This window comes from Micromonospora sp. CMU55-4 (genome assembly GCF_011602315.1).
GTDB lineage: Bacteria > Actinomycetota > Actinomycetes > Mycobacteriales > Micromonosporaceae > Micromonospora > Micromonospora chalcea.
The window spans coordinates 368,001-394,711 of sequence record NZ_JAAOLH010000002.1; the positions used below are offsets into that span (position 1 = coordinate 368,001).

29 protein-coding genes are annotated in these 26,711 nt (G+C 72.4%); 15 read left to right on the forward strand and 14 right to left on the reverse strand.

All coding sequences use genetic code 11. The features are described from left to right. Positions 1 to 118: 118 nt before the first annotated feature. The gene (locus tag HA073_RS04935) at positions 119 to 691 is read right to left on the reverse strand and encodes an Ltp family lipoprotein (protein ID WP_198033303.1); all 573 of its coding nucleotides are present in this window, start codon (positions 689 to 691) and stop codon (positions 119 to 121) included. 686 nt (positions 692 to 1,377) lie between these two features. On the opposite strand from HA073_RS04935, the gene HA073_RS04940 reads away from it, so the two are divergent. Continuing rightward, positions 1,378 to 1,854, forward strand: a complete 477-nt coding sequence (locus HA073_RS04940) for a hypothetical protein (protein WP_043326959.1) — start codon at positions 1,378 to 1,380, stop codon at positions 1,852 to 1,854. A gap of 108 nt (positions 1,855 to 1,962) precedes the next feature. Here HA073_RS04940 and HA073_RS04945 read toward each other — a convergent pair whose 3' ends face one another. The 3 genes from HA073_RS04945 to HA073_RS04955 all read right to left on the reverse strand — a co-directional run bounded on the left by HA073_RS04945 (position 1,963) and on the right by HA073_RS04955 (position 4,340). Beyond that, positions 1,963 to 2,136: a hypothetical protein gene (locus HA073_RS04945; protein ID WP_013283846.1), complete on the reverse strand. Its 174-nt coding sequence runs from the start codon at positions 2,134 to 2,136 to the stop codon at positions 1,963 to 1,965. Between the two features lie 288 nt (positions 2,137 to 2,424). Continuing rightward, positions 2,425 to 3,507: a family 43 glycosylhydrolase gene (locus tag HA073_RS04950; protein ID WP_166455786.1), complete on the reverse strand. Its 1,083-nt coding sequence runs from the start codon at positions 3,505 to 3,507 to the stop codon at positions 2,425 to 2,427. Positions 3,508 to 3,602: 95 nt separating this feature from the next. Then, positions 3,603 to 4,340: a bifunctional 2-polyprenyl-6-hydroxyphenol methylase/3-demethylubiquinol 3-O-methyltransferase UbiG gene (locus HA073_RS04955; RefSeq protein WP_166455787.1), complete on the reverse strand. Its 738-nt coding sequence runs from the start codon at positions 4,338 to 4,340 to the stop codon at positions 3,603 to 3,605. 215 nt (positions 4,341 to 4,555) lie between these two features. Here HA073_RS04955 and HA073_RS04960 point away from each other — a divergent pair, with 215 nt between their 5' ends. Then, positions 4,556 to 5,332, forward strand: coding sequence for an HAD-IIB family hydrolase (locus HA073_RS04960; RefSeq protein WP_166455788.1), 777 nt, complete (start codon positions 4,556 to 4,558; stop codon positions 5,330 to 5,332). A 120-nt stretch (positions 5,333 to 5,452) separates the two neighbouring features. Beyond that, complete coding sequence (locus HA073_RS04965) at positions 5,453 to 7,240, forward strand: adenylyl cyclase (RefSeq protein WP_166455789.1); 1,788 nt, start codon at positions 5,453 to 5,455, stop codon at positions 7,238 to 7,240. 44 nt (positions 7,241 to 7,284) lie between these two features. Here the strand turns inward: HA073_RS04965 and HA073_RS04970 are convergent, their stop codons facing one another. After that, the gene (locus tag HA073_RS04970) at positions 7,285 to 7,875 is read right to left on the reverse strand and encodes a ClpP family protease (protein WP_043326952.1); all 591 of its coding nucleotides are present in this window, start codon (positions 7,873 to 7,875) and stop codon (positions 7,285 to 7,287) included. A 126-nt stretch (positions 7,876 to 8,001) separates the two neighbouring features. Next, entirely contained in the window at positions 8,002 to 8,643 is a 642-nt protein-coding gene (locus HA073_RS04975; RefSeq protein ID WP_043330676.1) for a helix-turn-helix domain-containing protein, read from the reverse strand. Positions 8,644 to 8,799: 156 nt separating this feature from the next. Here HA073_RS04975 and HA073_RS04980 point away from each other — a divergent pair, with 156 nt between their 5' ends. Then, positions 8,800 to 9,813 (forward strand): TrkA family potassium uptake protein, encoded by a 1,014-nt coding sequence (locus tag HA073_RS04980; RefSeq protein ID WP_043326951.1) that lies wholly within the window; start codon positions 8,800 to 8,802, stop codon positions 9,811 to 9,813. Between the two features lie 24 nt (positions 9,814 to 9,837). On the opposite strand, the gene HA073_RS04985 is transcribed toward HA073_RS04980, so the two are convergent. Next, positions 9,838 to 10,320 carry a MarR family winged helix-turn-helix transcriptional regulator gene (locus tag HA073_RS04985; RefSeq protein WP_174536704.1) on the reverse strand — a complete coding sequence of 161 codons (483 nt, stop codon included), beginning with the start codon at positions 10,318 to 10,320 and terminating at the stop codon, positions 9,838 to 9,840. Positions 10,321 to 10,406: 86 nt separating this feature from the next. Between HA073_RS04985 and HA073_RS04990 the strand changes: the two genes are divergently transcribed. Further along, the gene (locus tag HA073_RS04990) at positions 10,407 to 11,054 is read left to right on the forward strand and encodes an FMN-dependent NADH-azoreductase (protein WP_104115126.1); all 648 of its coding nucleotides are present in this window, start codon (positions 10,407 to 10,409) and stop codon (positions 11,052 to 11,054) included. A gap of 80 nt (positions 11,055 to 11,134) precedes the next feature. Here HA073_RS04990 and HA073_RS04995 read toward each other — a convergent pair whose 3' ends face one another. From HA073_RS04995 to HA073_RS05005, 3 genes are all read right to left on the reverse strand, one after another. Then, a complete protein-coding gene (locus tag HA073_RS04995) occupies positions 11,135 to 12,169 on the reverse strand; it encodes a 2-oxoacid:ferredoxin oxidoreductase subunit beta (RefSeq protein ID WP_043326944.1) in 1,035 nt (344 codons plus the stop codon). Next, the gene (locus HA073_RS05000) at positions 12,162 to 14,009 is read right to left on the reverse strand and encodes a 2-oxoacid:acceptor oxidoreductase subunit alpha (RefSeq protein WP_113972096.1); all 1,848 of its coding nucleotides are present in this window, start codon (positions 14,007 to 14,009) and stop codon (positions 12,162 to 12,164) included. The genes HA073_RS04995 and HA073_RS05000 overlap by 8 nt, the downstream gene beginning before the upstream one ends. Positions 14,010 to 14,205: 196 nt before the next feature. Beyond that, positions 14,206 to 15,543 (reverse strand): hypothetical protein, encoded by a 1,338-nt coding sequence (locus HA073_RS05005; RefSeq protein WP_281605179.1) that lies wholly within the window; start codon positions 15,541 to 15,543, stop codon positions 14,206 to 14,208. Between the two features lie 188 nt (positions 15,544 to 15,731). Here HA073_RS05005 and HA073_RS05010 point away from each other — a divergent pair, with 188 nt between their 5' ends. After that, a complete protein-coding gene (locus tag HA073_RS05010) occupies positions 15,732 to 16,109 on the forward strand; it encodes an NADH-quinone oxidoreductase subunit A (RefSeq protein WP_030501070.1) in 378 nt (125 codons plus the stop codon). Positions 16,110 to 16,139: 30 nt separating this feature from the next. Here HA073_RS05010 and folP read toward each other — a convergent pair whose 3' ends face one another. Next, the gene (folP, locus tag HA073_RS05015; protein WP_166455791.1) at positions 16,140 to 17,009 is read right to left on the reverse strand and encodes a dihydropteroate synthase; all 870 of its coding nucleotides are present in this window, start codon (positions 17,007 to 17,009) and stop codon (positions 16,140 to 16,142) included. 152 nt (positions 17,010 to 17,161) lie between these two features. Here folP and HA073_RS05020 point away from each other — a divergent pair, with 152 nt between their 5' ends. The 5 genes from HA073_RS05020 to HA073_RS05040 all read left to right on the forward strand — a co-directional run bounded on the left by HA073_RS05020 (position 17,162) and on the right by HA073_RS05040 (position 20,389). Then, complete coding sequence (locus tag HA073_RS05020; protein WP_104115122.1) at positions 17,162 to 17,776, forward strand: DivIVA domain-containing protein; 615 nt, start codon at positions 17,162 to 17,164, stop codon at positions 17,774 to 17,776. Beyond that, the gene (locus tag HA073_RS05025; RefSeq protein WP_043326933.1) at positions 17,773 to 18,273 is read left to right on the forward strand and encodes an SRPBCC family protein; all 501 of its coding nucleotides are present in this window, start codon (positions 17,773 to 17,775) and stop codon (positions 18,271 to 18,273) included. Before HA073_RS05020 ends, HA073_RS05025 begins: the two co-directional genes overlap by 4 nt. Before the next feature lie 51 nt (positions 18,274 to 18,324). Further along, on the forward strand, positions 18,325 to 18,909 hold the full coding sequence (locus tag HA073_RS05030; RefSeq protein WP_113972362.1) for a DNA-3-methyladenine glycosylase I: 585 nt from the start codon (positions 18,325 to 18,327) through the stop codon (positions 18,907 to 18,909). A gap of 36 nt (positions 18,910 to 18,945) precedes the next feature. After that, positions 18,946 to 19,569, forward strand: a complete 624-nt coding sequence (locus tag HA073_RS05035) for a hypothetical protein (protein WP_166455792.1) — start codon at positions 18,946 to 18,948, stop codon at positions 19,567 to 19,569. Between the two features lie 67 nt (positions 19,570 to 19,636). Then, on the forward strand, positions 19,637 to 20,389 hold the full coding sequence (locus tag HA073_RS05040) for an SDR family NAD(P)-dependent oxidoreductase (protein ID WP_043326929.1): 753 nt from the start codon (positions 19,637 to 19,639) through the stop codon (positions 20,387 to 20,389). Positions 20,390 to 20,430: 41 nt separating this feature from the next. On the opposite strand, the gene HA073_RS05045 is transcribed toward HA073_RS05040, so the two are convergent. Beyond that, positions 20,431 to 21,222: an enoyl-CoA hydratase/isomerase family protein gene (locus HA073_RS05045; protein ID WP_043326927.1), complete on the reverse strand. Its 792-nt coding sequence runs from the start codon at positions 21,220 to 21,222 to the stop codon at positions 20,431 to 20,433. Positions 21,223 to 21,226: 4 nt separating this feature from the next. Then, entirely contained in the window at positions 21,227 to 22,045 is an 819-nt protein-coding gene (locus HA073_RS05050; RefSeq protein WP_043326925.1) for a PaaX family transcriptional regulator C-terminal domain-containing protein, read from the reverse strand. A gap of 190 nt (positions 22,046 to 22,235) precedes the next feature. Here HA073_RS05050 and HA073_RS05055 point away from each other — a divergent pair, with 190 nt between their 5' ends. After that, positions 22,236 to 22,403, forward strand: a complete 168-nt coding sequence (locus HA073_RS05055) for a DUF3117 domain-containing protein (protein ID WP_013283866.1) — start codon at positions 22,236 to 22,238, stop codon at positions 22,401 to 22,403. 143 nt (positions 22,404 to 22,546) lie between these two features. Beyond that, positions 22,547 to 24,025, forward strand: coding sequence for a M17 family metallopeptidase (locus HA073_RS05060; RefSeq protein ID WP_166455793.1), 1,479 nt, complete (start codon positions 22,547 to 22,549; stop codon positions 24,023 to 24,025). A gap of 22 nt (positions 24,026 to 24,047) precedes the next feature. On the opposite strand, the gene HA073_RS05065 is transcribed toward HA073_RS05060, so the two are convergent. Then, on the reverse strand, positions 24,048 to 24,698 hold the full coding sequence (locus tag HA073_RS05065; RefSeq protein ID WP_255358665.1) for an O-methyltransferase: 651 nt from the start codon (positions 24,696 to 24,698) through the stop codon (positions 24,048 to 24,050). Positions 24,699 to 24,909: 211 nt separating this feature from the next. Here HA073_RS05065 and HA073_RS05070 point away from each other — a divergent pair, with 211 nt between their 5' ends. Together HA073_RS05070 and HA073_RS05075 are read left to right on the forward strand one after the other, a co-directional pair. Beyond that, on the forward strand, positions 24,910 to 26,214 hold the full coding sequence (locus HA073_RS05070; RefSeq protein WP_176722725.1) for a S1C family serine protease: 1,305 nt from the start codon (positions 24,910 to 24,912) through the stop codon (positions 26,212 to 26,214). Between the two features lie 73 nt (positions 26,215 to 26,287). Further along, complete coding sequence (locus HA073_RS05075; RefSeq protein ID WP_043330672.1) at positions 26,288 to 26,698, forward strand: preprotein translocase subunit TatB; 411 nt, start codon at positions 26,288 to 26,290, stop codon at positions 26,696 to 26,698. Positions 26,699 to 26,711 lie beyond the last annotated feature (13 nt).

The following is a 26,711-nucleotide window of genomic DNA, read 5'->3' on the forward strand; positions in this document are numbered from 1 at the left end:
GGGGCGCTCCTACGACCGACTGACATGGTCTGCGGTCGACCGTAGGTGACACGGCGAGCCATGCCAGAGCCTGCCACCCGCCATGGACAAAGCCGCAACAGGCACCCGCATGCCCTTCTCACATCACCTGATCGACACCGTAGACGGCCTGTGCGTGCGTGTACCCCTCGAATTCCAACTGCTTGATCAGGCCCGAACGAGAGAACGGCTGGGTGTCGAGGTAGTCCTTCGCCATCTTGGCAGCCTGTTTCTTGTAGTCAACCTTCAGAGAATCCACGGCCTGGGTTGCGATCTTCCTCGGGTAGCCCTCGAACTCCAACTGCTTGATCAGGCCGGAGCGGGAGAACGCTTGATATTGCAGGTAGTCGGAGGCGGCCCTGATGGCGTTCTCCTGCTCTACGGACACCTTCGGCTCGGTCGGCGCCTTGGTGGTGGCCTTCGGCTTCGGCTTCGGTGTTGTTGTCGTAGGAGCTGCGGTGGTGGGTGTTGGGGTAGTGGGTGCTGCGGTGGTGATCTCCACCGACGGTGCTGCTGTAGGGCTTTCTGCCGGGACGGACGCGGCAGCGGTCGCCTCCGCGGCGGCGCTCCTTGCGGGGGGTGAGTCGCCACCGCCGACTGCCGCAGCGATGGTCACTCCGCCGCAGCAGAGCACCAAGACACCGCCGACGGCCGCTGCGATGATGAGCCGCACGGGGCGCTTCTTCGGAGGCTGCTGCAAATGCGTAGCTGGGTAACCGGGGGGCGGCGGAGCGCTGTAGCTCACTGATGGGACCCTTCGGGAGACTGTGCGTAACCGCGTATACGGCGAGTCTGCTCAGCCGGGCCATCTATAACCATCCCCGCTTCAGCCGATGATCTCCTCAGCCGTTGCTGGTGGAATGTCGTCCGACCGCTGACGCGTTCTGCTGCATGAGTTGGCCGGCGCGGGACGTGCGGTTGCGATTGCCGTACGTCACTTCGTTCCCGACGGGACGGCAGCGTCCACCCGTGTAGAGGACGCGCGAAGGGGCTCCGTCTCGGAATCGTTGCCGGTCAGTGCGGAAGCGGGTGAAAACCCTGCCGGCGGTGCCTGCATTCACTCATTTCCCGACCGTTCGTCGCGGTTCTGATCATGGCCGGGGCGGCGGGGCACGCTCTGTTCGGCCGTCCCGGCTCACGTGCTCACCCGGGGTTCCAGCGGCGAGTAGGCGACTCTCCCGGGCCACAAACGAGCAAGGTGACAGTGCCCGTCGCGAGGTGCCAGGTGAGGTGGGCGGCCAGATAGCCGATGCGCACACGGTCAAGTCCGAGCCCGGCGACAAGAGTTGCGCATGCTGACCATCCGGCGAGGTGATCGGGGCCGGTACGACGACGCCTGGAGCGGTAGGTTGCACGTCGATGTTTCTCGTCTTCTTCGCACTTGTGCTGCTCGCTCTGGCCTGGCCGGTGTTCGCGGCCGCTGCCCTCGTGTTCGTGGTGGTCGCACTGTTGGCGCTCCGTCGCGACCCGCACCTCCGGGGCAGGGCATGGGCGCTGAGGCGGGCGGGATGGTTCCTGGCCGCCGGTGCGGCGTTCACCGGGGCCGCCGCTTACGGTCGCGGGTTGGCGGCGACGACCTTCGGGATCCTGGATCCCGATGACGCTTGCATGCTGCGGCGGCCGGAAGGCTACAGCCACCGCATCGGCGCGTCGGCTGACGGGTCGTCGAGCATGTGGCCGCTGCGCGACACCACGTGCGGCCCCGACCTGGTGCCCGGTTACGTCAATCCCCTGGTGGCCGGGTCGGCAGGGCTGTTCGTGGTGCTCCTGGCGGTCCTGATCCTGGCGGAGGTCAGGTCCCGGCGGCTGCCGGACGGCGACGCAGCCCGCCGGTGACAGTGGCCGCGACGCGGCGCGCCGGCGACATTGGACGACGAACCGGCGACGAGGCGGTGACGCGGACGGCCCCGCGTCCGGCCGGAGCCGGAGCGCGGGGCCGGCGGGTCAGCGGACCAGCGCTGCCACCAGCGTCCCGATGCAGGCGACGACGGCGGCGATGATCGGACTGAGCGTCTTGATGTACGCCAGGATGAGCCGGTGCCGGTCGGTCGGCTCGGCAACGGTTTCGTCCTCGTCCTCTGGTGTCTCGAAGTCTGACCCGTGAGGGATTACAGTCAACGTGACTCCTTCCGTTGCAGCGGTGGAGTCGAATGCGGCGTCCGGTGGCAGCCGGGCGCCGCCCTCCGTGTGAGGCGACGCAGTGCCGTTCGACGGTTCGAGCATCCTCTCGCCGGACAGCTAGCACAAGAGCGGGCAATTCACTGTCGGGTACCTGACAAGCAGATGCATCGCATCGAGAAAATTTCGGTGCCACCTCTTGCCAAATGCAATTTTCCGTGAACGAGTTCTACCGAAAGTGACCATCCCGAAGCTTACGGTGAGCAGTCGTGTCGGCAAGCGCGCCGACTACGAGACGAGGAAGCCGGTGGAGGGGCGGGTCAGGACGCCGGTCATCGGGAAGCGGGTGGAGCCGTTCCACCAGTGCCACACGACGCGCGCGGTGCCATCGGCGGCGTCGAAGACGTCCATCCCGCCGGGGCCCTGGTGGTTGCCGGGCAGGCCGCGGATCGGGTTGAGTCCGGCGCTGCCGGTGTAGCCGAAGAAGGGCCGGGACACGCCTTCGCGGATGGGGGTGCAGCGGGAGCCGGGCAGGGGAGTCGCGCCGCAGCGGGCGATGCCGGTGGAGTAGCGCGCGCTGTCCCAGTTGTTGCCCGAGTGCATCAGGTACCAGTCGCCGTCGGCGGCCTTCCACATCGCCGGGTTCTCGACCACGTGCGTACCGCCGCTGATCTTGGCGGTGTCCCAGGTGATGTCGGTGCTCTTGAGCATGTCCCGGCGGGTGTCCCAGATCGCGCGGCCCTCACTGTCGGTGCGGACCGTGGAGATGCCGGTCTCGGCGCCGGAGGCGATGGCGTCGTCCCGGTAGGTCACGTACAGGTTCCCGCCGGCCACGAAGGGGTTCGCATCGAGTGCCCACCGCCCGGCGTCCGGGCACGCCCACTCGCCCTGGTTCTGGAAGGGGCCGCGGGCGCTGTCGGAGACGGCCCGTCCGATGCACTTCTGGCCGGAGCCCTTGCGGGAGGCGGTGTAGAACATGAAGAACCGGTTGCCGAAGCGGGCGACGCCGGGTGCCCAGACCGCGCCGCCGGGCTCGGCCCAGGCGCCCGGGCCGGACGGCAGCGCGTCGTGCGAGGCGCAGTCGGCCATGCCGACGCTGCTGCCGGAGCCGTGGACGAGGACGGGTACGTACAGTCTGCCGGTCGCGCCGCAGCGCGCGCCGGTGCCGGCGCCGACTGTGGTGCCGTAGGTGACGTAGGAGCCGTCCTTCGCCAGCAGCGTGTCCGGATCGGCCAGCGGGAAGGTGGACGAACTCGCCAGCGTGGACAGGTCGCTGCCGGGCGCGGCCGCGGCGGGCGTTGCCGCCGTGGCGGTCACCAGGGCGGTCGCCACGAGGGCGACGAGCGCCTCGCGCAGTCGTAGGAATCTCACCGCTCAGCCTCCATCGATGAAGGTAATTGTCGACGCGAGGCTATCGACGGCGAGCGATCGAAGTCAATGAATCAGGGCGGCGCGAGGTGCGTCGGTCAGGCCGGGAGCCGGTAGACCGATACGTGGGAGCGGGAGTCGGCGGTGAACTCCGCGCCGGACCAGTCCGCGTACCGGTGCTCCAGCGTGAAGCCGGCCAGCTCGCCCATCAGGTCCAGCTCGGACGGCCAGACGTAGCGGTGCGGGCTGCGGAAGACGCGCGCCTCGCGGCCGTCGCCGAACTCGAAGTGGTGCGAGACGAGGTGTTGCCGCAGCACGTCGTAGGTGTCCACGCCGACGTATCCGGGCTCGGTAGCGAAGACCGCCGCCCGCTGGCCGGGCGGCAGTACGCGCAGCTCCGGCACCTCCAGCTCGATCACGAACCGGCCGCCGGGCTTGAGGTGGCGGGCGGCGTTGCGGAAGCACGCCACCTGTTCGGCCTGTTCGAGCAGGTTGGAGATGGTGTTGTAGACGAGGTAGACCAGGCTGTACTCCCCGGGTGAGGTGGCGGTGGCCATGTCGCCGATCACCACCGGGATCGTCGCCGCATCGGCCTTCGTCCGCAGTCGCTCCACCATCGGTACGGAGAGTTCGATGCCGCTGACCCGCACGCCGCGTCCGGCCAGGGGGACTGCCACCCGGCCCGTGCCGATGGCGAACTCCAGCACCGGCCCGTCGCCGGCGAGCGCGGCGAGCCGGTCCACGGCCGGGTCGAGCACCTCCGGCGCGAACATCCCCGTGCCCGGTGTGTCGTACCGCTCGGCGGTCTCGGCGTTCCAGATCTCGTCCTGGCGCATCCGCTCACCATGGCGATCGGCGCCGGACGCTGTCGACCGCATTTCACCGTCGAGCCCGGTTCCGGAAGGCCCGAACCCGCTGCGGAGCCGCTGTTACGCTCCGTCATGAGGGCCGCGTGGTCTGGTGAGCCCTCCGGTCCGGGCCCTCCAGGTCGGCGCCAGGGTGCGTCGGTACCCTGCTAGTTCTGGCCTGTCCGCGACGACATGAGGTATTCGTGAACGATCTTCGAGTGGTGGCGTTCGACCTGGACGACACCCTGGCGATTTCCAAGTCCCAGATCGATCGTCGGATGGCGGAGCTGCTCGGCCACCTGCTCACCGAGGTGGACGTACTCATCATCTCCGGTGGTCGGTTCGAGCAGTTCCAGTCGCAGGTGCTGGCCCACCTCGACCTCACCGAGCAGCAGCGCGAGCGGCTGCACCTGATGCCCACCTGCGGTACCCGGTACTACCGCTGGTCCGACGGGGACTGGCGGCAGGTCTACGCCGAGGATCTGAGCGAGGCCGACAAGGCACGTGTCATCACCGCGCTCACCGAGTCGGCGCAGGCGCTGGGTCTGTGGGAGGCGAAGACCTGGGGCGACATCATCGAGGACCGGGGCAGCCAGATCACGTTCTCCGCGCTGGGCCAGTCCGCCCCGCCGGCGGAGAAGTACGGCTGGGACCCGGACGGCGACAAGAAGCGGCGGCTGCGGGACGCGGTCGCGGCGAAGCTGCCCGACCTGGAGGTCCGTGGCGGCGGCTCGACCTCGATCGACGTCACCCGCAAGGGTGTGGACAAGGCGTACGGCATGCGGAAGCTGCTGGAGCACCTGGACCTGACCATCGACAACGTGCTCTTCGTGGGCGACCGGCTCGACGTGGGCGGCAACGACTACCCGGTCAAGGCCATGGACATCCGCTGCCACGCGGTCACCCGGTGGGAGGACACCGCCGACTACGTGGAGCGGCTCGTCGACGACCTGGTGAAGCAGCGCGCCGGGCGCGCCTGACCGACGTGCGACGCAGAGCCCGCCGGTTCCGGAACCGGCGGGCTCTGGCGGTATCGACGGTGATGAGGTAGGAACAGCCGAGAGAGCGCTCTCCCGTCCCATCACCGAACAGGCAGGCAGATGCGATCACCCGACCCCTCCCGCCGCCGTTTCCTCACGCTCACCGCCTCCGCGGCCTCGCTCACCGCCCTCGGCCTCCCGGCCGGCGCCGCCGCCGCGTCCCCGGCCGCGCGCCCGGCACGCGAGCCCGACTTCGGCCCCAACGTCTTCGTGTACGACCCCGGCACGCCGGTCGAGGAGATCCAGTCCACGCTGGACCGGCTCTTCACCGCCCAGGAACGCAACGAGATGGGCTTCGACAGGTACGCCGTGCTGTTCAAGCCCGGCCGCTACGAGGTGGACGCCCGGCTCGGCTACTACACGACTGTCGCCGGTCTCGGCGCCCACCCGGACGACGTGGAGATCCACGGCGCGGTCCGGGTGGTCGGGCAGCCGGACCCGAACTCGCCCGCCGGCATCTCCGCGCTCACCAACTTCTGGCGCTCGGCGGAGAACCTCGCGGTCACCCCGACCGACTGGTCGAACCAATGGGCCGTCTCCCAGGCGTCGCCGATGCGCCGGGTGCACGTCAAGGGTGTGCTGTGGCTGGAACCCGGCAACGGCGGCTACTCCAGCGGCGGCTACATCGCCGACTCCAAGGTGGACGGCATCACCATCAACGGCTCCCAGCAGCAGTGGCTCACCCGCGACAGCGAACTCGGCGGCGAGTGGACCAACGGCGTGTGGAACCAGGTCTTCTCCGGGGTGATCGGCGCGCCCGCCCAGGGCTTCCCCGACCCGCCGTACACCACGCTGCCGACCAGCCCGGTGACCCGGGAGAAGCCGTACCTGTTCGTCGACGCCCGGGGCGCCTGGCGGGTCGCCGTACCGCGTCTGCGCCGGAACACCGCCGGCACCACCTGGGCCACCGGCGGCGCGCCGGTGCCGTCGTTGCCGCTGTCCGCGTTCTTCCTGGCCCGGCCCACCGACTCGGCGAAGCGGATCAACGCGGAACTGGCCCGGGGCCGGCACCTGCTGCTCACCCCCGGCGTCTACCACCTGGACCGGGCCCTGCGGGTACGCCGTCCGGACACCGTCGTGCTCGGCCTCGGCATGCCCAGCCTGGTGCCGGACCGCGGGGACGCGGCGCTGCGGATCGAGGACGTGGACGGGGTCCGCATCGCCGGGGTGCTGGTGGACGCCGGGCCGGTCGAGTCGCCGGTGCTGGTCGAGGTCGGTACGCGGCACTGCCACCGGTCGCACGCCACGAACCCGATCTCGCTGCAGGACGTCTTCTTCCGCATCGGCGGCCCGTACGCCGGGCGGGCGGTGACCAGCCTGGTGGTGCATAGCCGGCACACGCTGATCGACAACATCTGGGCCTGGCGCGGCGACCACGGCCGGGCCGGCACGATCGGCTGGACCGTGAACACCGCCGCCACCGGCGTGATCGTCAACGGTGACGACGTGACCGCGTACGGGCTCTTCGTCGAGCACTACCAGCGCTGGCAGACGATCTGGAACGGCGAGCGCGGCCGGACCGTGTTCTACCAGAGCGAGCTGCCCTACGACCCGCCGAGCCAGGCGGCCTGGCGCAGCCCGACCGGCAACGGCTGGGCCTCGTACAAGGTGGCCGATCACGTCCGCACGCACGAGGCGTGGGGACTGGGCGTCTACTCGTACTTCAACCAGGGCGTGGACATCCGCTGTGACAGGGGGATCGAGGCGCCGCGCCGGGCCGGGGTGCGGTTCCACGACGCCATCACGGTGTTCCTCGACGGCAGCGGCGGGATCGAGCGCACGATAAACGACGTCGGCACCCCGGTCGTCGGCTCGTACGGCACCAGCCAGGTAATCAGCTACCCGTGACGTCAGCGGCGGCCCGGCCGGGTGATCCGGCCGGGCCGCCCGGCTCACCCGGCGAGCTGGTCGACGCGGGAGAGCACCTGGTCGATCAGGCCGTACTCGCGGGCCTCCTCGGCGGTGAACCAGCGGTCCCGGTCCCAGTCGCGCTGGATCTCCTCCAGCGTGCGCCCGCTGTGCCGGGCGATGAGCTCCTGCATGGTCCGCTTCACGTGCAGCATGTTCTCGGCCTGGATGGTGATGTCGGAGGCTGTGCCGCCCATCCCGCCGGAGGGCTGGTGCATCAGGATCCGGGTGTGCGGCAGCGCGAACCGCTTGCCGGCCGTCCCGGCGCAGAGCAGGAACTGCCCCATCGAGCCGGCGATCCCGAGCGCCAGCGTCGCGACGTCGTTCTTGACGTACCGCATGGTGTCGTAGATGGCCATGCCGGCGCTCACCGAGCCGCCGGGCGAGTTGATGTAGAGGAAGATGTCGCGCTCCGCGTCCTCGGCCGCGAGGAGCAGGATCTGCGCGCAGATCTGATTCGCCGACGCCTCGGTGACCTCGGTGCCGAGGAAGATGATCCGTTCCTTCAGCAACCGCTCGAAGACCCGGTCGTCGAACACCGCCTGCCGATCGTCGAGCATCCAGATGCCACCCATCACCGCGCACCTCCGTACCGCCGGTGGGCGGTGGACCGCCCGGGAACCCGGCGGTCTCCAGCGTCCGCCGGGCGCACGGTCGCGGCCCAGGCTTTCTGCCCGGGGCAGATCCGCCCTCGGCAGAAGCTACGCGGCGACCGGCCGCCGCCGGCCCGCGCGGGCCCGCCGCCGGGCCAGCGTGACGGAGGTACGCGGACGGGGGCGGGCGGTCGGGGCGGAGGGAGCCGGCCAGATCCGGATGCCGCCACCGAACCCGATCGGCGTGGCGGCGCCGAGGGGCGCGCCGAGCGGCGCCGGCCCGGGGCCCAGGGGCCGCAGCGTGCCGCCGAGCAGCGGCGTGGCGGTGACCGGCCGACGGGCGACGTGCGGCCGGAGCGAGACGGCGGGCCGGCGGGACACGGGCGGCCGGGACGACACGGCCGGACGGCGCGTGACGGACAGCCGGGGCGGGCCGACCCGCAGCTGTGGCCCGGTGCGGGCGACCGGCACCCGGTCGAACCGGGCCGCCGAGACTCCCGGGACGACCGGCGTCGGCCGCTCGCGGCGCAGCTCGTCACGGGCTTCTTCGAGCAGGTCGGCGAGGTGGATCCCGAGCGCCCGGCAGATCGCGGCGAGCACCTCGGAGGAGGCCTCCTTGCGTCCGCGCTCGACCTCGGAGAGGTAGGGCAGGGAGACGCCGGCGGCCTGGGCCACCTCGCGCAGCGTGCGGCCCTGGCGCAGGCGGATGCGCCGGAGCACCCCACCGATCACCCGTCGCAGCAACGACATACCGGCCTCCTCGCGGTCGGGCGCCCCGGACTTACCCATCATGCCCTCTCCACGCCTCCGGCAGCGGCCCCGACGGGTTCCGATCGTCACCCGGCGGGCCGCGTCCCCGCGTACCCGTTATCTTGTGGGCGTGCAGGTGGCGGAGCAGGACCGACGGTGATCCATTTTCCCGCGCAGCGGCGAGGGCCGCTGAGCGCGCTGAGCCTGCGCCTGCTCGCCGCTCTCGGCCTGGTCTTCGCCACGGTGTTCGTGGTGTGGCTCGACCGCGACGGCTACCGCGACGTCGACGACAGCGGCCTGAGCCTGCTCGACTGCTTCTACTACGTGGTGGTCTCGCTCTCCACCACCGGGTACGGCGACATCACGCCGGTCAGCTCGTCGGCGCGACTGGCGAACGTCCTGTTCGTCACCCCCGCCCGGGTGCTCTTCCTGATCATCCTGGTCGGCACCACCCTGGAAGTCCTGACCGAGCAGTACCGCACCGGGCGTCGCCTGTCGCGGTGGAGGAGAACCGTGAAGGACCACGTCATCATCTGCGGCTACGGCACCAAGGGCCGCAGCGCGGTCTCCGCCCTGCTGGAGAACGGCACGGACAAGTCCAAGATCGTGGTGGTCGAGCGCAGTGGCCCGGCGCTTCGGCAGGCCACCTCGAACGGCCTGGTGACGATCGAGGGCTCGGCGACCCGCTCGTCGGTGCTGGAGCAGGCGCACGTGCGTACCGCGAAGTCGGTCATCATCGCGACCGACAGCGACGACGCCTCGGTGCTGGTGGCGCTCACGGTCCGGCAGCTCACCGCCGGTCAGGTGCGGATCATCGCGGCGGTACGCGAGGCGGAGAACGCGCCGCTGCTCAAGCAGAGCGGCGCGCACCACGTGATCGTCTCGTCGGCCACGGCCGGGCGGCTGCTCGGCCTGTCCACCTCGGCCCCGCCCCTGATCGACGTGGTGGAGGACCTGCTCACCCCGGGGCAGGGCATGGCGCTGGCGATGCGGTCGGCCGAGCGCGACGAGGTGGGCCGTTCTCCGCGTGAGCTGGAGTCGCTGGTCATCGCGCTGGTCCGCCGGGGCAAGGTGGTTACGCTCAACGACCGTGCCGGAGCGGTGATCGAGACCGGCGACATGCTGGTCCACGTCCGCGACGACCGGCCGCAGGCCACCACGGCGCTCTGACCCGGTTCCGCTGAGCGCCGGCGGTCAGCAGGCGCCCGGGCCGCCCTCCGCCATCACTTCGCCGCAGGTCGACGACCGGCCCTGGGTGGCCCGTCGCAGCAGGTCGTAGAGCAGGTCCCGCTCGCCGGGCGCCAGCGCGCCGAGAACTTCCTCCTCGGCTCCGGCGAGCGCGCACTCGGCCTCGCGCAGTCGCTTCGTGCCCGCCTCGGTGAGGCGTACCTCGTGCCGGCGGCGGTCCTCCGGGGAGCGGCGGCGCTCGGCCAGGCCGTCCGCCTCCAGGTCGTTGAGCAGCCCGACCACGTTCGTGCTGTCGAGCTGGAGCGTGCCGGCGAGCGCCTGCTGGCTGATGCCGCCGGAGTCGCGCAGCACGGTGAGCGCCACCAGGTGGCGGGGGCGCAGGCCCAGTGGGGCCAGCACCGACTCCGAGCGCAGCCGCATCCGCCGGGCCAGGTGGTCGAGCAGGGGCCCGGAGCGGCGCTCGGACTCCTCGACCGGTGCGGCGGACATGTGACCCAGTTTACGCGCTCCGAGGAACATCGACCTGCTATAAATAGTTGGTTCTACACGAACGATCGTCGGAGGAGGAATCACCAATGGCACACCTGCTGCACATCGACTCCAGCATCACCGGGGAGCGGTCGATCAGCCGGCGGCTCACCGCCCGCGCGGCCGCCGCCTGGCGCGCCGCCCACCCGGACGGCACCGTCACCTACCGGGACCTGGGACAGAACCCGCTGCCGCACCTGAACACCGCGAGCGGCCTCGCGCGCATGGTGCCACCGGATCAGCACACCCCCGATCAGGCGGCGTCCTGGCGGCTGACCGAGGAGGTCGTGGCCGAGGTGAAGCAGGCCGACACGGTCCTGCTCGGGCTCCCGCTCTACAACTACGGCGCGCCCAGCAGCGTGAAGTCCTGGGTCGACCACCTGATCGCCCCCGGCATCGCCTACGACCCGGTGACGAACGCCGGGCTGCTCGGCGACCGCCAGTTCGTCGTCCTGGTCAGCCGCGGCGGCGGGTACGGCCCGGGCACCCCGCGCGAGGGCTGGGACCACGCCGAGCCGTGGCTGCCGCACGGCCTGTCCCTGACCGGCCTGGAGCCGCGGTTCATCTGCGCCGAGCTGACCCTGGCCCCGGTCAACCCGGCGATGGCCGAGCTGATCCCGCTGTTCGAGCAGAGCCTCGCCGCGGCCGAGCGGGCCGTCGACGACCTGTGGGTGCCCGCCTCGGCGGCCGCCTGACCGGGCTGCGTCACACGCGAGAGGGCGGGCCGCTCCACGGGGGAACGGCCCGCCCTCTCGCGTGACGCGTCAGCGGCGGATCAGAGGATCGTCCAAGTGTCGCCGCTGCCGAGCAGCGCGGCGAGCTGCTGCTCCGGGGTCTTGTCCACGCTCGCCTTGGCGGCCGCGACCTGCTCCTGCACCACGCTGTCGTAGGAGGGGCGGCCCACCGACCGGAACACGCCGATCGGGGTGTTGCTCAGATCCAGGCCGGGCAGCCGGGACAGCGCGAACGCGTACGCCGGGTCGGCCACGCCCGCGTCGTGCACCACGATCTCCTCGGCCGGCGTGTTCGCGGTCTCCCGGACCTCCAGGCCGAAGCCGCCCGGCGGGTGGACGACGCAGAACTGCCCGTCCTTGCCGAACGTGATCGGCTGCCCGTGCTCCAGCCGGATCAGGAAGTCGTCCCGGGTGGCCGGCTCCTTCAGCGTGTCGAACGCGCCGTCGTTGAAGATGTTGCAGTTCTGGTAGATCTCCACGAACGCGGAGCCCTCGTGCTGGGCGGCGGCCCGCAGCACCGACTGGAGGTGCTTGCGGTCCGAGTCGATCGTCCGGGCCACGAACGTGGCCTCGGCGCCGAGCGCCAGCGACAGCGGGTTGAACGGCGCGTCCGCCGAACCGACCGGCGTCGACTTGGTGATCTTGCCGACCTCGGAAGTCGGCGAGTACTGGCCCTTGGTCAACCCGTAGATCCGGTTGTTGAACAGCAGGATCTTCAGGTTGACGTTGCGGCGCAGCGCGTGGATCAGGTGGTTGCCGCCGATGGAGAGCGCGTCGCCGTCACCGGTGACCACCCAGACCGACAGGTCCGGCCGGGACACCGACAGGCCGGTGGCGATCGCCGGGGCGCGCCCGTGGATCGAGTGCATCCCGTACGTGTTCATGTAGTACGGGAAGCGCGACGAGCAGCCGATGCCCGAGACGAAGACGATGTTCTCCCGGGGGATGTTCAGCTCCGGCATGAAGCCCTGCACGGCCGCCAGGATGGCGTAGTCGCCGCAGCCGGGGCACCAGCGCACCTCCTGGTCGGACTTGAAGTCCTTGGCGGTGAGCTTGAGGGCGACGGGCTCAGACATTCTTCAGGACCTCTTCCAGCATCGTCTCCAGCTCGGCGGCGGTGAACGGCAGACCGCGGACCTGGTTGTAGCCGATCGCGTCGACCAGGTACTTCGCCCGGATCACGTGGGCGAGCTGGCCGAGGTTCATCTCCGGCACGACCACCTTGTCGTACCGGGCCAGCACCTCACCGAGGTTGGCCGGCATCGGGGCCAGGTGCCGCAGGTGCGCCTGGGCCACCGAGTGCCCGCGCTGGCGCAGGCCACGGCAGGCCGCGCCGATCGGGCCGTACGTGGAGCCCCAGCCCAGCACCAGCACCCGGGCGTCGCCGTCCGGGTCCTCCACCTCGACGGCCGGCACCGGGATGGTCTCGATCCGGGCCGCGCGGGTCCGCACCATGAAGTCGTGGTTGGCCGGGTCGTACGAGATGTCGCCGGTCTTGTCGGCCTTCTCCAGGCCGCCGATCCGGTGCTCCAGACCGGCCGTGCCGGGCACCGCCCACGGGCGGGCCAGCGTCTGCGGGTCGCGCAGGTACGGCAGGAAGGTGGTGCCGTCCTCGCCGTTGGGCTTCGTGGCGAACTCGACCCGCAGGTCGGGCAGCGACTCGACGTCCGGCAGCAGCCACGGCTCGGAGCCGTTGGCGACGTAGTTGTCCGACAGCAGGATCACCGGCGTGCGGTAGGTCAGCGCGATCCGGGCCGCCTCCAGCGCCGCGTGGAAGCAGTCCGACGGCGACTTCGGCGCGATCACCGCGACCGGGGCCTCGCCGTGCCGGCCGTACAGGGCCATGTTCAGGTCGGCCTGCTCGGTCTTGGTCGGCATGCCGGTGGACGGTCCGGCCCGCTGCACGTCGACGATGACCAGCGGCAGTTCCAGCGCCACCGCGAGGGAGATCGTCTCGCTCTTCAGCGCCACACCGGGACCGCTCGTCGTGGTGACGCCGAGCGAGCCGCCGTACGACGCGCCGAGCGCCGCACCGACCGCGGCGATCTCGTCCTCGGCCTGCATGGTGACCACGCCGAACTTCTTGTGCTTGCTCAGCTCGTGCAGGATGTCCGAGGCCGGCGTGATCGGGTACGCGCCGAGGAACACCGGCAGCCCGGAGCGCACCCCGGCGGCCACCAGGCCCAGCGACAGCGCCGCGTTGCCGGTGATGTTCCGGTAGGTGCCGGGCAGCATCTTGGCCGGCTTGACCTCGTACCGGACGGAGAAGTCCTCGGTGGTCTCGCCGAAGTTCCAGCCGGCCCGGAACGCGGCCACGTTCGCCGCCACCAGCTCGGGGCGGGCCGCGAACTTGCGCTCCAGGAAGCGCAGCGTGGACTCGTACGGGCGGGAGTACATCCAGCTCAGCAGCCCGAGCGCGAACATGTTCTTGGCGCGCTCGGCGTCCTTCTTGGAGACGTCGTGCTCGGCCAGCGCGCCGATCGTCATCGAGGTGAGCGCCACCGGGTGCACCGCGTACCCGTCGAGCGAGTCGTCGTCCAGCGGGCTGGTCGCGTAGCCGACCTTCGCCAGGTTGCGCCGGGTGAACTCGTCGGTGTTGACGATGATGTCCGCCCCGCGCGGCAGGTCGGCCAGGTTGGCCTTGAGCGCGGCCGGGTTCATCGCCACCAGCACGTTCGGCGCGTCACCCGGGGTCAGGATGTCGTAGTCGGCGAAGTGCACCTGGAAGCTGGAGACGCCGGGGAGGGTGCCGGCGGGGGCGCGGATCTCGGCCGGGAAGTTGGGCAACGTGGAGATGTCGTTGCCCAGCTGCGCCGTCTCCGACGTGAACCGGTCGCCGGTGAGCTGCATGCCGTCGCCGGAGTCCCCGGCGAACCGGATGACCACCCGGTCCAGTTGACGGATCTGCTTGGTCACACCCGCACCTCGCTTCGCTGAGCGCCGTCGCCCCTGCCGGCCCGGCCCGCTCCGATTCTCACGTCAGAGCCTACGTCGCCACGTTAGGGCCACCTTGGTCGAGGTCCGACGTATGGGACTGGTTCGGGCCGCTGTATGCCCCGCTTTGCAGCGTTTAGTACCTGGGTCCGTAACCCAGATCACCACGTATTCATGATCACCGGTCGGTTGCCGGCCGCTCCGGCACCGTGATGTCACTGCGGCGGCGCAGCGAGCGGGTCGCCAGCGTCAGCGCGAGCACGACCAGGAGGCCGGACACGGCGATCAGCGCGATCGCGGTCCGCCGGGTCGAGGCGTCGTCGTCGGCCGGCCCGCCACCGGCGGCGAGCACGCCCTGCGAGGCGGTCGGACCCGGCACGCCCACCGGCGGGGTGGCGTCCGCCGCGGCGGCGCTGATCCGGAAGCTCATCTGCACCTGCCGGTCCCGCCCGCTGCGCGGGTCCAGCCGGCCGATCACCGCGCCGGCCAGCGGGGCACGGCGCTGCGCCTCGGCCGAGGCGGCGAGCGTCAGCCGCAGGGTCGCGGTCCGCCCGGCCGGCAGGACGCCCAGCTCGCACCGGGTCCGGTCGGGCGTCACCGCGGCGCAGCCGCTCCCGGTGTCGCCGGCAGTCACACCGGCCGGCAGGAGCACCTCGACACGGCCCGCGGCGTCGACCTCGCCGGTGTTGCCGAGCCGGACGGTGAGCGTGCTGGGCGCGCCACTGATGTCGAACAGCACCTCGTCGGCGCGCAGCGAGATCCCGGGCACCGGCGGCCCGGGCGGGAAGAGCACCGGGAAGCCCTCGTCGTCGTACGCCGCTCCGCTGACCCCCGGCGCGACGGCGGTGACCTGCACGGAACCGGTCAGCGGCATGGTCCGCCAGGCGTCGCCGTCGACCCGTACCCGGATGGTCGCGCTGAACCGGGCGCCCGGCTCGGCGTCCCACCCGACGCAGCTGTGGTTGGCGCCGCCGGTCGGCTGGCAGCCCGGCGTGCCCGCGTCGGTCAGCCCGGGCGGCAGCGTGTAGGCGAGCGTGATCCGCTCCGCCCGGCCGCCGGTGTTCGTCACCGTCACCCGCAGCGTGGCAACCGTGCTGTCGGCGTTCCAGTAGTCGGGCGTGAGCACCACGTCCTCGGTGTTCACCCGTACCCCGAGCGGCCCGCCGGGCGGCTGGGCCGAGGGCGGCGGCGGGGGCTGGACCGGCGGCACGACCGGCGGCGGCGCGCTGGTGGTGTTCGGGGCCGCGCTGGTCGGCGCCGGTTCGACGGGCGGGCTGCTGACCGGCGGGGCCGGCGCGGTGGTGACCGGCGGCGGAGGCGTGCTCGGGGGTGGCGGCGCCTCGGTGGGCGGCGGTGCGGGCGAGCTGGTTCCCGGGTCCGCGGTGGGGACCGGTTCGGTCGGCTCGCCGGCCGGATCGGCGGGTTCGATCACCCGGGCCAGGCCGGCCGGACCTCCGGTGGCGGCCGTGGCTCCGGCCGGCACCACCGCCACCGCCGCCGCGACCAACGCGGGCACCAGCAGTGCGAGGGTACGACGGAGCGCGGCCCGCCGAACGGGTCGAACGCGCAGGCGGGCCATCTGTCCTCCGGGGCGGGTCAAGGTGTCCCATTATTCGGTGATGCTTGCCATCAGGCACTAGTCCTGCCAGGAAACGAATTCGTAACGTGTCCGGGACATCTGGACGGGACCGGTACGCTCCGCTCGTGACCGGATATCTCGGCTCGTACGCCACGCTCGGTCTGCTGCTGCTCGCCGCCGTGCTCTTCTTCGTGACGGCGTTCTCCGCGAACCGGGTGTTACGTCCGAGCCGCCCGGCCGAGCCGTGGGGCAAACGGGCCACGTACGAGTGCGGCATCGACCCGGTCGGCGGCGACTGGGCCCAGATGCAGATCCGCTACTACGTCTACGCCTACCTGTACGTGCTCTTCGCGGTCGAGGCGGTCTTCCTGTTCCCCTGGGCGCTGGTGTTCGACCGGCCCGGCTTCGGCGCCACCACCGTGGTCGAGATGGGCGTCTTCGTGGCGATCGTCGCGCTCGGCATCCTCTACGCCTGGCGGCGCGGCGTCCTGCGCTGGACCTGACCCGTCAGGCGCCGCGCGTCACCTGACCTCCTAGGCCAGCCCGCGCCGGGTCGCCGCCGGCGGCCGGTCGCCCCGGATCGAGGCCACCATGTCCAGCACCCGGCGGGTCTCGCGGACCTGGTGGGCGCGGAACACCCGGGCGCCGAGCCAGGCCGAGACCGCGGTGGCGGCGAGCGTCCCCTCCAACCGCTCGGGCACCGGCAGGTCGAGCGTCTCGCCGATGAAGTCCTTGTTCGACAGGGCCACCAGCAGCGGCCAGCCGGTGTCGGTCAGCTCCGCCAGCCGCCGGGTGATCTCCAGCGAGTGCCGGGTGTTCTTGCCGAAGTCGTGCGCCGGGTCGATCAGGATGCCGTCCCGGCGTACGCCCAGCCCGGCCGCGCGTTCGGCCAGCCCGGTCACCGTGGCGAGCACGTCGGCCACCACGTCGTCGAAGTGGGCCCGGTGCGGCCGGGTACGCGGCGCGAGCCCGCCGGCGTGCGAGCAGACCAGCCCGGCGCCGGTCGCCGCGGCGACCCGGGCCAGCGCCGGATCCGCCCCCGACCAGGTGTCGTTGAGCAGGTCCGCGCCGGCCGCCACCGCCTCCACCGCCACCTCGGCCCGCCAGGTGTCGATGGAGACGACCACCTCGGGGAAGGCGGACCGGACCGCGGCGATGGTGTCCACCGTCCGCCGGATCTCCTCGGCCACGTCCACCTCGTCGCCCGGGCCGGCCTTGACCCCGCCGATGTCGATGATCTCGGCGCCCTCGTCGACCGCGCGCTCCACCGCGCGCAGCGCGCTGTCCTGGGCGAACGTGGCGCCCCGGTCGAAGAACGAGTCGGGCGTGCGGTTGACGATCGCCATCACCACCAGCTCACCGGGGCCGAACGTCCGTCCGCCCAGCCGCAACGCCCCGGTCATGCCCGCCTCCTCGTCGCCCGCGCTCGCCGGCCGGTCCGACGCTATCCGGTCCCGTGCGCGCCACCCCTGCCGGTCCCGTGCGTCGGACGCATTTACCGACCGGACGTCCCGGAGGGCTCGCCCGATCCCGGCCCGCATGCCACGATCTGTGCATGGGTGAGGTTCTGCTCCTCTTGGTCGTCGCGCTGACAGTCGCGGCGGTGGTGTTCGGCGTGACGGTGCTGGTCTCCGGCAAGGATCCGGGCCTGACACCGGCCGAGCCGGACGGGCGGGCCGTGCCCCTGCCGGGCAGCCGTCCGCTCGACGAGTCGGACGTGACAGGCGTCCGCTTCGACACCGCGCTGCGCGGCTACCGGATGGCCCAGGTCGACTCCGCGCTGCGCCGCGCGGCGTACGACATCGGCTACAAGTCCGAGCTGATCAGCGTGTTGGAGGCGGAGAACGCGGCCCTGCGCGACGGCCGCACCGAGGACGCCGACGCGCTGCGCCGGGCGCGCGAGGAGGCCGCCGCGACCCGGCCCGAGACCGAGCAGGCGGTCGACCCGTCCGACCCGGAGCCGGTGGTGATCGACCTGTCCGCGCCCGAGCAGCCGTCCCGTACCGACGCCGACGGACAGCCGGGAGGCACCCCGGCCGAGCCGGGCGTGGCGGAGGCCCCCGCCGCCGCGGCGACCGAGGACACCGTCTCCCCGGCGAACGGGATCGCTGCCGGCTCGGCCGACGACGACCGGGAGCGCGGTTCGGTGGTCCGGTCGGAGTCCGCGTGACCGGCGCCGGCCGCCCGGCCGACGACTTCACCGAGGCGTCCCGGCGCGGCGCCGGCGAGGTCACCGCCACCGTGATCGTCGACGCGCCGGCCGATCGCGTCTTCGCCGCGCTCACCGCCTGGGAACGCCAGTCGGACTGGATCCCGCTGACCCGGGTCCGGGTGGTCGAGGGTGACGGCGGCGAGGGCAGCCTGGTCGAGGCGGTCACCGCGCTCGGCCCGGCCGTGCTCCGGGACGAGATGCGTGTGGTCCGGGTCGACGCCCCGTACGAGGTCGGCGTGGTGCACTGCGGCAAGCTGCTGCGCGGCCCCGGCGTGCTGCGCTGCACCCCGATGGACCGCGACCGCACCCAGGTGGTCTGGCACGAGTGGTTCCACCTGCCGGGTGGCCCGGCCGGGCGGGTGGCCTGGCCGGTGCTCTGGCCCGGCTCGAAGTTCAGCCTCACCCAGGCGTTGAAGAAGTTCGCCCGGCTGGTCGAGCAGGGCCGGCTGCCCTGACCGGCGGTCGGCGCGGCGGGGCTGTCGGTGGCCCGGCCTATCGTGGACGCCGTGACTGACCTGGTGAACGGCCCCGACGGGCTGCCGCGCTGCGCGTGGGGAGCGAGCACCCCCGACTACGCCGTCTACCACGACGAGGAGTGGGGCCGGCCGCTGCGCGGCGACGATGCGCTCTACGAGCGGCTGACGCTGGAGGCGTTCCAGTCCGGCCTGTCCTGGCTGACCATCCTGCGCAAGCGGCAGGCGTTCCGGGACGCCTTCGCCGGGTTCCGGATCGAGTCGGTGGCCCGCTACGGCGAGTCCGACGTGGCCCGGCTGATGGCCGACGCGGGGATCGTCCGCAACCGGGCCAAGATCGAGGCGGCGATCGCCAACGCCCGGGCCGCGTCGGAGCTGCCCGAGGGCCTCTCCGCGCTGCTCTGGTCGTTCGCGCCGCCGCCCCGGGCGGCGCGCCCCCGGTCCTTCGCCGAGGTGCCGGCCACCAGCCCGGAGTCCGTCGCGATGGCCAAGGCGCTCAAGAAGCGGGGCTTCCGGTTCGTCGGCCCCACCACCGCCTACGCGCTGATGCAGGCCACCGGCATGGTCGACGACCACCTGGCCGACTGTCACGTGAGCGGTGACCGGGCCGGGGTGTGACCGAGCGCGCCACCTCCGGCGTGATGGGATTGGGACATGACCGACACCGAGCCGCGTACGAGCGGGACGACCGACGGTGAGACCACTACCGGCGCCTGGGCGGTGCTGCTGCCCGCCGAGCGCTTCGAGGCCGAGCGGCTGGTGCACCACGACGTGCTGGAGCTGACCGGGCCGGCCGCAGCGGCTCGCCCGCGCCCCGGCGACCGGGTGGCGGTGCTGGTCGACGAGCCGCTGCGGCTGGTCGCGCTCGGCCGGGTCGCGCTCGCGGCGTCCGGGACCCGGGAGGACCCGGACGATCCGCAGTCCGACCTGGCGGCCGGGCCGCTCGTGGTCGCGTACACCCGGCGGGCGCTGGACGAGCCGGTTCCGGTCGACGGCCCGGCGCCGGACGGACCGATGGTCGCGCTCGACCCGGCCCGCTGGCGGGCGCTGGCCGACCGGCTCGGCCCGCCGCCGGCCCGCAGCACCTGGCTGGTCAGCCTGGACCTGCCGATCGAGGCGGCGTCGCGGGCCGAGGCGGTCCGGATCTTCTGGTCCTACGTGCAGGAGCTGGGCCCGCGGGAGCTGCCGGCGTTCGTCTCGCCCTACGGCGACGAGCTGGCCATGCAGGCGTTCGTGCTCGGCGTCGAGGCCAACCAGGATCCCGAAGAGGACGACTGACCCCCCGTCCCGGGCGGTAGCGTCCGGGACGAGGGCCGGCGCCGGCCGGCGTGGGCAAGGGGGTGCCATGCGGTTCCGGGACAGGGTCGTGCTGGTGACCGGCGGAGCGTCCGGCCTGGGCGAGGCGACGGCGCGCCGGTTCGCCGCCGAGGGCGGCAAGCTGGTGATCGCGGACATCAACACCGAGGGCGCCGAACGGGTGGCGTCGAGCCTGCCGGACGCGCTCGCGGTGACCATGGACACCGGCGACGCCACCTCCGTCGAGCGCGGCATCGCCGAGGCGGTCGCGCGGTACGGCCGGCTCGACGTGATCTTCAACAACGCCGGCATCGACGGGCAGCAGCAGGCGCTGCACGAGATGGACCTGGCGAACTGGGAGAAGGTCCGCCGGATCAACGGCGACGGCGTGTTCTACGTGCTGCGGTACGGCATCGACGCGATGCTGCGCTCCGGCGGCGGCGCGATCGTCAACACCTCGTCCACGGCCGGGCTGACCGCGCAGGACAACATCTCGCCGTACACGTTCACCAAGGCCGGCATCGTCGGGCTGACCCGGTCCGCGGCCGTCGAGTACGCCGCCCGGGGCGTACGCGTCAACGCGGTCGCCCCGACAGTGGTGATGACCCCGCTCGTGGAGCACTTCATCGCGAACGCGCCGGACCCGGAACAGATGCGCCGGCAGATGGAGTCGTTCAACCCGAAGCCCGGCATCCCGACCGCCGACGACGTGGCGGGCGTGGTGCTCTTCCTCGCCTCCGACGACGCGGCCTGGGTCACCGGGCACACGATCCCCATCGACGGCGGCTACGTGGCCCGCTGAGCGGGCGCGCGAGGGGTGCCCGGCGCCCGCCCCGGCCCGGTTCAGCGGCCCTCGAAGACCGGCTTCTGCTTGTTGACGAACGCCTTGGTGGCGGCGTGGTGGTCGGCGGTGGCGCCGCAGATCGCCTGCGCCTGCGCCTCGGCGGCCAGCGCGTCGGCGAGCGTGCCGGCGTCGGCGATGGAGAGCTGGCGCTTGATCGCCCCGTACGCGACGGTCGGGCCGGCGGCGAGCCGCGCGGCCAGCTCCTGCGCGGCCGGGAGCACCTGCTCGTCGTCGTCCACCAGCCGGTTCAGCAGGCCCAGCCGGCAGGCGTCGTCGGCGCTCACCGGCTCGGCGAGCATCAGCAGCTCGACGGCCTTGGCGTGGCCGACCAGCCGGGGCAGCGTCCAGGACGCGCCGGTGTCGGCGGCCAGCCCCACCCCGGCGAAGGCCATCAGGAAACGGGTCTTCGGGCCGCCGATGCGGAAGTCGGCGAGCAGGGCCAGTGAGGCGCCCGCCCCGGCGGCCATGCCGCGCACCGCGGCGACCACCGGCTTGGGCAGGTTGGCCAGCCGGGCGGCGATCGGGTTGTAGTGCGCCCGGACCGTGCCCAGCGGGTCGGCGTCGGCCGAGTCCAGCGTCTGCACGTGCTCGCGCAGGTCCTGCCCGGCGCTGAACGAGCCGCCCGCGCCGGTCAGCACCACGGCCCGGCAGGAGCGGTCGGTCTCCAGCTCGGCCAGGGTGTCCCGGAGCGCCTCCTTGAGCGCCACGTCGAGCGAGTTCATCGCCGTCGGGCGGTTCAGCGTCAGGGTGACGACGGCGTCGGTGCGGTCGACGAGCAGCGGCTCGGTCACGTTTCTAACGACCCTTCTGTCGTGCCAGGCGGTTGCTCGCGTCGAGGCACTGCTCGACGTACCGGTCGGCGGCCGGCCGGAGCCGGGCGGCGTGCCGGTCGAAGAAGCTGGCCGCGCTGGTGCCCGGCCACCGCTCGGGTAGCAGCGCCGGTGGCAGCTGCGGGTCCCGGAACAGGAACGTACGCCACGCGTGCACGAGCCGGAACCGGGCCGCGTACGCGTCCTCGTCGCTGCTGCGCACCGTGACGCCGGACAGGAGCGGCTTCTGCTCGGCGACGAAACGCTCGTACGCCCGGCCGATCTCGGCCAGGTCCCAGGCGCGGCGGACCACGCCCATCGCGCCGGGCGTGCCGGAGGTGTGTGCGGCGGTGAAGCGCTCGTAGCGCACGCCCGCCTCGTCGAGCAGCAGGTCGACGTCCTCGCCGGCACGGGTGGCGACCCAGGTGCAGTCGTCGAGCGTGCCGTAGCCGAGGAAGCTGAGGTTGGCGGCGAGCCGCTGCCGGTCGCGGCGGGACGCGGGCGGGGTGAGCACCAGGAGGTCGAACCGTCCGTCCCAGCTGTGCCGTCCGGTCCGGTAGATCCGCGACGCCGCCTCGTCGAGTCGACGGGCCGCCTTCGGGGTGATCGAATACCCGGGTCCGGAGGCGAGCCGGAGTGGTTCCAGCCAGCCCTGGCGGACCATCCGGCTGACCGCGGTGCGCACCGCCGGTGGGGCGATCCCGAGCGGGGCGAGCAGCTTGACCAGGGCGGCGACGGGTGCGCGGCCACCTCGGGCCCGGAGGTGGTCGCCGTACAGGTCGAAGAGTGCCGACCGTGCCTGCATGACCGCACATTGTGACAGGCCTATCCAAGATAAGCTAGATGCTGTTACATCAATGCTGCTTCGGTTTGGGTCCGGCGGTGTTCATCAGGGAAAATCGTTGGTCGAGCCTCCCGTGATGGTTGCGGTTGGCGTTGGCGAAGTGGCTGTGGGGCAACTCACCGACCCTGGTGTAGGTCTGAGGGGAGACAACATGGCGGCGATGAAGCCGCGGACGGGCGACGGTCCGCTGGAAGTCACCAAGGAGGGCCGGGGCATCGTCATGCGTGTCCCGCTGGAGGGTGGTGGCCGGCTCGTCGTCGAGATGACTCCCGACGAGGCCACCGCGCTGGGTGACGCGCTGAAGGCGGCAGCGGGCTGATTCGAGGAGTGTCCGCGTGGCGTCCGCCGCGCGGGCGGTTCGTCATACCCTGAGCCACCGGCACCGCCGGTGGCTCAGGGCCTTCCTCTGCGGGTGAGCGATGAAACGTCCCCGTTGAAACCATTTCGGAGGTACGGTCCAGCGTGCTGGTCATTCGTCTGGTGAGTGGGCCCGCGGGGTCCGACGCTCTCGTCCTGCCCGTCCGTCCCGGGAAGCCCGACTCCGCGGACTCGTCCGGCTCTCCGGCCGAACTGGTCCCGACCGCCGTCGCGCCCGGCGACGACGTCCGGGCCGAGGCCGCCGCCCTGCTGCCCGCCACCCGGCTCACCGGCGCCGCCGGTGAGGTACGCGAGCACCTGCGTCCCGGCGGCGCTCCGGCACGGCTGTGGCTGCTCGGCGTCGGGTCCGGCGACGAGCGCGACTGGCGCACCGCGGGCGCCGCGCTGGCCCGCGCGGCGAAGGATGAGACGCAGATCACCATCGCGCTTCCCGGCGAGGCGACCGAGGCGCTGCGCGGCCTGGCCGAGGGCCTGCTGCTCGGCTCGTACCGCTTCCGCCTCACCGAGTCCGGCGGACGCCCGGCCCTGGCCGAGGCGCTGGTGCTCGTCGACGACCCGGAGGCGCTCGCGGGCACGCTCGACGCCGCCCGGACCACCGCCGAGATGACCCGCCTGGCCCGGGACCTCACGAACACGCCCTCGTCCACCAAGAACCCGGAGTGGTTCGCCGAGCAGGTGGCCGGCGCCGCGTCCGGCCGGACCGGCCTGCACCTGCGGGTACGCGGTCCGCAGGAGCTGGCGGCCGAGGGCTTCGGCGGCATCCTGGCCGTCGGCGGCGGCTCCGCCAGCGGCCCCCGCCTGGTCGAGCTGGACTGGCGGCCCGACGACGCGCGCACCCACGTGGTCCTCGTCGGCAAGGGCATCACGTTCGACACCGGCGGCATCTCGATCAAACCGGTGCCCGCCATGAAGCTCATGCGCAAGGACATGGCCGGCGCCGCCGCGGTGATCGCCGCGACGCTCGGCGCTGCCGAACTGGGGCTGCCGGTACGGGTCACCACGCTGGCCCCGCTCGCCGAGAACATGGTCAGCGGGTCGGCGTTCCGCCCCGGCGACGTGATCCGGCACTACGGCGGGCTGACCAGCGAGAGCACCAACTCCGACGCGGAGGGCCGGCTGGTCCTCGCCGACGCGATGGCGTACGCGGTCCGCGAGCTGAAGCCCGACCTGCTGATCGACCTGGCCACGCTGACCGGCGCGAACGCGGTGGCCCTCGGCAAGCGGCACGCGGCGCTCTACAGCGAGAACGACGCCCTGGCCGGCGACCTGCTCGACGCGATCACCGCGGCCGGTGAGCGGGCCTGGCGGATGCCGCTCGCCGACGACTACGTCGAACACCTGGCCAGCGACGTCGCCGACCTGCACAGCTCACCGGCGCAGGGCGCCGGCTCGGTGGTGGCCGCGCTGTACCTGCGGGAGTTCACCGGTGACCTGCGGGACCGGTGGGCGCACCTGGACATGTCCGCGCCGTCGTGGTCCGACGACACGCACGGCGAACTGGTCAAGGGCGCCACCGGCTGGGGCGTACGCGGGTTGCTGCGCTGGCTGGCGACGCTGGGCTGAATCAGGCGTGCCGGGGCATGATTCAGCTCTTCACGGCGGCGAGCAGGCCGTGGCCGACCGGCAGCAGCGCGGGCACCCAGTTCTCCGACTCGCGGATCGCCTTGATGGCCTCCCGCACGGTGACCGTCTCGACGTCCCGCGCGGCCGGATCCCCGACCCGGCCGGCCGCGAGCGCGCCGTTGAGCGCGAGCACCCCGCCGGGGCGCAGCAGCCGCAGCGCCGCGTCCACGTACGCGGCGAAGCCGGTGGCCGCCGCGTCCACGAAGACCAGGTCGTAGGCGCCGTCCGCGAGGCGGGGCAGCACGTCGAGGGCCCGGCCGGTGATGATCCGGGTACGCCCCGACGGGAAACCCGCCTCCTGGAACAGCCGCCGGGCGATGCGCTGGTACTCCACCTCGACGTCGATCGTGGTGAGCACCCCGTCCGGGCGCATGCCGCGCAGCAGCCAGATGCCGCTCACCCCGGTGCCGGTGCCGATCTCCACCACCGCCCGGGCGTTGCCGGCGGCGGCGAGCAGCCGCAGGGCGGCTCCCGACCCGGGCGTGACCGCCTCCAGGCCCACCTCGTGGGCGAGGGCGCGGGCCGTGCGCAGCACGAGGTCCTCGGTGACGTACGACTCGGCGAAGTGAAGCGCCTGGGCCGTCGAACTGCCGTGACCGGCGACCGTGGCGATGGGACACCTCCGGGGGCGGACTGGTGCGAGGGGCGGTATGCACTGTGAGCGTAGAGGCGGGCCGGTACCCGCGCAGCCGCGAGTCCGCTGTGAAGCGGTCACGGAGGGCAACCCCTGACTCCATTCGCGTCATCCGTGTAATCCTGGATGCGTCCCGCGCGTCACGGTCGTCCGGCTCCGCCGGTCTCCGGCGCGGGGCGAGGGGGACGGAGTGGGAGGCACCGACGTGACCGACGGCTGGGACTGGCGCCGGCCCGGCGGATCACCGGCACCGGGTGGACCGGCGCCGGGACGACCCGCGCAGGACGCCCCGGGTCAGGCGACGTCGCCGTGGTGGTCGGACGCGCTCGCCGACCCGTGGCGGGACCCGTACGCGCCGGCCGCCGTGGTCGTTCCGGCGGCGCCGACACCGGGCGCGGGTGAGCCGGAGCCGGTCACCGATCCGGACCTGCCGACCCGGCCGGGACTGCGCCAGATGGTGCTGATTTCCCTGGTCACCGCGTTGCTGGCCGGTTCCCTGGGCAGCGCCCTGACGTACGCCCTCCTGCGCGGCGGTGACGTGCCGACGCTCGGCGCGCAGTCGGGGCAGGCCCCGGCGCTGGCCCAGCGCAAGCCCGAGTCGCTCGCGGGCGTCGCCGAGCGGGTCCTGCCCAGCGTGGTCACCATCCGGGTGGTCAGTCTCGGCGGCACCAGCGAGGGCTCCGGCTTCGTGGTCAGCGCCGAGGGGCACATCGTCACGAACGACCACGTGGTCGCCGACGGCCCCGGAAAGGCGACGGTCGTGTTCAACGACGGCAGCACCGCCGCGGGCACCGTGGTCGGGCAGGACCCGGAGTCGGACATCGCAGTGATCAAGGTCTCCCGCTCCGGGCTGACGCCGGTGCAGTTCGGCGACTCCGACGCGCTCGCTGTCGGTGACCCGGTGCTCGCGATCGGCTCGCCGCTGTCGCTCGCCAACACCGTCACCGCCGGCATCGTGAGCGCGCTGGACCGGACGATGCAGGCCGGCGAGCCGGGCGGGCCGACCCGCTACTACGCGGCGATCCAGACCGACGCCGCGGTCAACCACGGCAACTCCGGCGGCCCGCTCGTGGACGGCGCCGGCCGGGTGGTCGGGGTGAACTCGACGATCAAGTCACTGGTGGCCGACGGGCAGGAGGCCGGCAACATCGGTCTCGCCTTCGCCATCCCGATCAACCAGGCGAAGCGGATCACCGAGGACATCATCGGCACCGGCAAGGCCCGGCGTACGGTGATCGGCGCCCAGGTCGGCGGCACCGGCGCCACCGGCGGCGGGGTACGCCTCAACGCGGTCGAGCCGGCCGGTCCGGCGGCGGCCGCCGGGCTGCGCACCGGGGACGTGGTGCTGCGGCTGGACGGCCATCCGATGACCGACCCGACCGATCTGGTGGCGCTGGTGCGCAAGTACGCGCCCGGGTCGGTGGTGACTGTCGAGTACCGGCGGGGGTCGGCGCGGCAGAACGCCTCGGTGACGCTCGCCGCCGACGCGAAGTGAGCACCGGTCACCCCCTCCCGGATGGTCACCTGACGTGCGTAGTCTTGCCGTGGACACGGACGAGGAGGCCGCGGTGTTCGAGAACCTGAACTGGTGGGAGATCGGCGTCCTGCTGCTCCTGGCGCTGTTGATCTTCGGGGACCGGCTGCCCAACGTCATCAACGACGGTCTCCGGATGGTCCGCAACCTGCGCAGCATGGCGCGCAACGCCACCGGCGACCTGAGCCGCGAGCTGGGTACGGACATCCAGCTGGAGGACCTGCACCCCAAGGCGTTCATCCGCAAGCACCTGCTCAGCGAGGACGACGAGCAGGCGATCCGCAAGCCGCTGCAGAGCATGTACGACAACCTGCGCTCGGACGTCACCGGCGTGCACGACGAGCTGAAGGACGTCGCGAAGGCCGCCGACCTGCGTACCCCCAGCGTCGCGACCAGCACCCCCACCCCGCCGGCCCCCCGCCCGTCCTACGACGACGCCACCTGACCCGGAAAAGGGA